Origin of the sequence: Natronococcus jeotgali DSM 18795 (genome assembly GCF_000337695.1) — an archaeon.
GTDB lineage: Archaea > Halobacteriota > Halobacteria > Halobacteriales > Natrialbaceae > Natronococcus > Natronococcus jeotgali.
Window position 1 is genome coordinate 1 of the sequence record NZ_AOIA01000003.1, and the last position, 3,568, is coordinate 3,568.

The following is a 3,568-nucleotide window of genomic DNA, read 5'->3' on the forward strand; positions in this document are numbered from 1 at the left end:
CCCTGACCTTGAACGAACCAGCCGGTAGATAGAACGTGCTTAGTGACCAGCAACCCTTCTATCACATTAATTTAAATTCATAATATTCCATAGCAGCCAAACTATAAAATGCTGATTAGAACGCTACCAAGAGACAAGACGGCTCCGAAGAAAACCACCCAAGCCAGAAGAGACGATATCTGCTCAGTGTTGGAACCTCTAACTAGGAGATATCCACTCGGCACAATAAGCAAGAGACTACCTACTACCTGTAGAACGACACCAANTGGAACCTCTAACTAGGAGATATCCACTCGGCACAATAAGCAAGAGACTACCTACTACCTGTAGAACGACACCAATGTTGGCACCACTCTCAAGAAACGAAAATAGACCTTGTAACCCGGAGACAACGCCCACAATCAGCAATGAGGTGTAAAACAGAATATCTGAGTTCATAAATTCATATACTATATAAAACATTAAAAAGCCTCTGATAAGCGAACCTCAGTACTTCACAAAGCCGTTGATTGAGAAGTCCGCTTGCTGAGTTGTGTCCAAGCAAGCAAAGCAAGCGGACGGTTCAATCCACGAGGACCAGCTCCTTAACTTCCTCGTCAACACGATTGACGAGGAAGTTTCTCTCGGNAAGCAAGCAAAGCAAGCGGACGGTTCAATCCACGAGGACCAGCTCCTTAACTTCCTCGTCAACACGATTGACGAGGAAGTTTCTCTCGGTCTGAGCGATAATGCTCAAATTGATGCTGAAGACATCTATGAGGTCCTCGTCGGCGCGTGCGCCGACGGGACCTCGGTCTCTACACTCTGCGAGGACAGTGAAGACTCTCCTCACCAAAACACCGTTCTGTACCATCTCCGCAGGAAATTCGACCTCGAATCGGTTGAACAGGTTGGGAACACGCTTCTCCAGAAGGACGTACTCACTGTGCTTCCTGAGCAGGTGGAGNGACGAAGACGACACAGACGGCCTCTATCACTCAAAAGCGAAACGTGGAACCACCGCGTTCCATGCCTATGCGACACTCTACGCGCGTGTACAGAACAAGCGCTATACGCTGGCGGTGCGCCGTCTCACCGACGGCGACACCGCCAGCAGCGTCCTTGCAGAGTTTCTCGGGATTCTCGACGGCCTTGACTTCAGCGTCAAGGCCGTCTATCTTGACCGTGAATTCTACGATAGCAAGTGTCTCACGCTGCTTCAGGCGCACAACCACGCCTACGTGATGCCGATCATCCGCTGGGGAAAGACGATCAAGCAGGAACTCTCGGAAGGCTGGAGCCGCGTCATCCAGCACGATCTGACGGCGCAACTCGACGGTCACAGCTGGACCGTCGAGTTTCCCGTCTACATCGACTGTACCTACCAGAAAGGACGGTACGATGAGCACGGTGTGGCGCGTCACGGCTACGCCGCTGACGCGCCGTTCATCGACTCACCACGCGACGCCCGATACCACTACGCGAAACGCTTCGGTATCGAGNGTGGCGCGTCACGGCTACGCCGCTGACGCGCCGTTCATCGACTCACCACGCGACGCCCGATACCACTACGCGAAACGCTTCGGTATCGAGGCGACGTACCGGCTCTCCGAGCAAAGTATCGCAACGACGACAACGCAAAATCCGGTGGTCCGACTGTTGTACGTCGTGGTGAGTCTGCTGTTACAGAACGTTTGGCGGTATCTGCATTGGGAGTACGTGGCGACGCCCCGCCGTGGCGGGCGTCGCCTCTGGTCCTGGTCGTTCAAGGAGTTCATCAAGATGGTATGCCGGGCAGCATGGACGGCCCTCGCGGTGCGTCGGGCCGTCCCTGCAAATCGGCCACCGGACGATCGGTTCCACCGCTAACGCCCGGCCGAGCCAGCCTCCCTGCAAGTGGCAACGCCGTCGCGTCGGCGGCTGACCGCCGCCGACAGCGACGACTCTGCTCGATCTTCCGTCAGAACTTCCGTCAATCACTACCGATCAAGATGGAACTACGGCTTCAGCCCAAGTGAGCAGGGACGCTTTGTGAGGTACTGAACCTGTGTGAAAGAATCACTAAACGTCCACTAGGAAGGCAACATCCGAATGCAGCAGGAAGCTTGTGATACCAATCGGAAAATTCGGTACAGATGCGGTAACTGTACTACCTGTACGTAGCGGCTGTCACTCTTGAGTACAGTTGCGTTTGTAGACGAACACGCGTTACGTAGATGTTCGAACTTAACAAAGCGAGTGATAAAGACTATTCAAGTATTCTTCTAACAGTGATATATGATTGAGCGAATCTAATGCTGGCACTCTTATCAATTATTGGTAATATAATAAAGCTGTAACTATACTTCAGACTCGTAAGGAGTTCTCTGACGATCGTATAGATTGCTCAGAGTAGATCGTCTATAGAACAGTGATTCGGCAGCAACTTGGCTTCGAGACNCTCTGGCGGACGTGGCACTGCCGGTTCTCACCTGATCTCCAGGAGACGATCCAGAGGGGCGCACGAACCGTTCTCATCAACGCCAACAGAGAAGGCATCAATGTCCTCAAAGAACCGCTTCGTACCTCTGAGAGCCATGAAGACAACCGTCTCACCGATCACGAAGTGCTCACCCATACAGACGAGATTGTTGAACAGGTGAGCCATGTCGTTTATCCAGCTTTCTCACTCAATCGCGGGGACAGCTGTGAAATCCATTCGAATGCGTTCTGGGATCTCCAGACATACTTCGGACTCCGGAGAATCTGGCAGCGAACGGAGGAGCACGTAGTTTCCTCTATGACTCCCAGCGAGATCAGACACCGTTGGGACACGCTCATCGAGCGCACATCCATGATCTCTCGATCGAGTCGATTCACGAGATGTATCATGAGGCGTTGCAGCGGCTTATCGACCGAGTGTCGGAGACAGACGTTTTCCATCGTGCGGAAGGTTCGAGAGCTGAGTCGCGTCCGCCACGACGGGATACGGCGTTTGAGCAGATGATTGGGCGAGTCACTCGGGATATGAAAATCCTCAAAATGGTTACTGACCTAGACCCACAACACGATTTTCCGTCTGAGATGCCAGAGGGTGCCTTCATCGTTCCTAAGGAACCATCAGAGGAGGAGCGGAAAGAGGCTCGAGATAGACGCTTGGAAGAGAGCCTCCAACCAATCGAAGAGGTCAAACAGCCCTGAAACGGAAAACAATGAGGTGTAGCAGTAGCTAGCTGGGATCTATGGAACAACTGTCTCAGTAGATGTTGTATCAGATAAAAGAGTGAAATGTAATAATCATTCTCTATTTATAGTTCAAGATTTATTGTCCGTAGAGGGTTATTGGTTTTCGAGAGCGTCGAGGATGCACGCAGAAGCGATTACTGCCTCTTTCGGGACGTCGCTGACATCGTCGATACTGACTGTATAGGCATCCCGCAGTGAGAACTTCCCTTCGATGTCTCCAACATGGTCGCCATCGGCATCGAATATCTCGTATTTGTTTGGGATGAAGTTCGCAACAGAGACGAGGTGCCGAAGTGCCGAGAGGGGTTTGCTCTTCGATTCAATCGTCGCCAGGGCTTTCCCCGTGTCAGGGTCTCGAACCGTC

General features: G+C 52.3%; 2 protein-coding genes and 2 pseudogenes. 2 read left to right on the forward strand and 2 right to left on the reverse strand.

Features of this window, described 5'->3' with window-relative positions:
- The first annotated feature begins 604 nt into the window (after nt 1–604).
- Nucleotides 605–1,848 (forward strand): annotated as a pseudogene (locus C492_RS00030) (ISH3 family transposase).
- A 598-nt stretch (nt 1,849–2,446) separates the two neighbouring features.
- Here the strand turns inward: C492_RS00030 and C492_RS24820 are convergent.
- Entirely contained in the window at nt 2,447–2,596 is a 150-nt protein-coding gene (locus tag C492_RS24820; RefSeq protein WP_193364833.1) for a hypothetical protein, read from the reverse strand.
- Between the two features lie 389 nt (nt 2,597–2,985).
- On the opposite strand from C492_RS24820, the gene C492_RS24335 reads away from it, so the two are divergent.
- On the forward strand, nt 2,986–3,159 hold the full coding sequence (locus tag C492_RS24335) for a hypothetical protein (RefSeq protein WP_169333426.1): 174 nt from the start codon (nt 2,986–2,988) through the stop codon (nt 3,157–3,159).
- A gap of 138 nt (nt 3,160–3,297) precedes the next feature.
- Here C492_RS24335 and C492_RS00045 read toward each other — a convergent pair.
- Nucleotides 3,298–3,568 (reverse strand): annotated as a pseudogene (locus tag C492_RS00045) (hypothetical protein); the annotation flags it as partial.

What these genes read in the sequence shown, in the direction of transcription:
- C492_RS24820 (WP_193364833.1), bottom strand. Translation starts at nt 2,596, where the DNA reads ATGGGTGAGCACTTCGTGATCGGTGAGACGGTTGTCTTCATGGCTCTC.
- C492_RS24335 (WP_169333426.1), top strand. Translation starts at nt 2,986, where the DNA reads ATGAAAATCCTCAAAATGGTTACTGACCTAGACCCACAACACGATTTT.